Here is a 1,139-nt window from a genome sequence, read left to right on the forward strand (position 1 = left end):
CGGCGTCGCCGAACCGCTCAGCCCGCTGCCACTCACCGTCGCGGCGACCGTCGACTCCGTCGGGCCGTACACGTTCAGCAGGGTGCGCCCCGGCGACCAGCGCCCGACGACCTCACCCGGCAGCGCCTCACCGGCCGCCATCAGGAACCCGTCCGGCAGCAGCTCGTCGCTCGGCTCCATCGCCGCCAGGACCACCGGCGGCAGCAGCACGTGGGTCACCCCGAACTCGACGAGGGTCCGCCGCAGCTCCTCCCCCGCCTGCAGCCGCTCGGCCGGAGCCACCACCAGGGTGCCGGCCGAGAACAGGCCCATGGCGAGATCCCAGAAGGCGACGTCGAAGCTCGGCGAGGCGAACTGCAGGACGCGCGAGTCGGCGTCCACCGGCGCCCGCTCGACCTGGGTGGCGAGCATGCCCGCCACACCCGCGTGCGAGACCACGACACCCTTGGGGCGGCCGGTCGAACCGGAGGTGTAGATCAGGTACGCCGGGTTCGACAACCGCGCCGGACTGACGAGTTCCGCCGCGGACTGCGCCTCGACGGCCGCGATGACGGCCGGGTCGTCCAGCACCACGACCGGGCACCCCGCCGGGACGCGGTCCGCGACGTCGGAACGGGTGAGCACCAGCGGCGGCTCGGCGTCCTCCAGCATGTACGAGATCCGGTCCGCCGGGTACGCCGGGTCGACGGGCAGGTACGCCCCGCCCGCCTTCCACACCGCGAGCACGGCGACGACCAGCTCCACCGAGCGGGGCAGGGCGAGCGCGACGAAGGTCTCCGGGCCGACGCCGAGTTCGACCAGGTGGCGGGCCAACCTGGTGACACGGGCGTCCAGTTCGGCCGCCGAGTAGGATCCGCCCTCGAACAGCAGGGCCGGCGCGTCCGGCGCCGCCGCCACCCGGGCCGCGAACAGCTCCGCCGCGGTCAACGCCTCGACGGCGCGCGGCGCGCTGCTCCAGCCCTCCAGCACCCGCCGGCGCTCATCGGCGTCCAGCACCTCGATCCGCCCGATCCGCAGGTCAGGCTCCGCGGCGGCCGCCATCAGCACCCGGACGAAACGCTCGCAGATCCGCTCGGCCGTCTCCGGGTCGAAGAGGTCGCAGGAGTACTCCAGCAGACCCGCCAGACCGCCCTCCGCCT

The 1,139-nt window shown here is 74.4% G+C and carries 1 protein-coding gene; it reads right to left on the reverse strand.

Annotated elements, in window-relative coordinates:
- The coding region (locus tag VM95_RS37605) for an AMP-binding protein (protein WP_045705959.1) at positions 1-1,139 on the reverse strand (1,139 nt) is incomplete at both ends.

Source organism: Streptomyces rubellomurinus, assembly GCF_000961885.1.
Classification (GTDB): Bacteria; Actinomycetota; Actinomycetes; order Streptomycetales; family Streptomycetaceae; genus Kitasatospora; species Kitasatospora rubellomurina.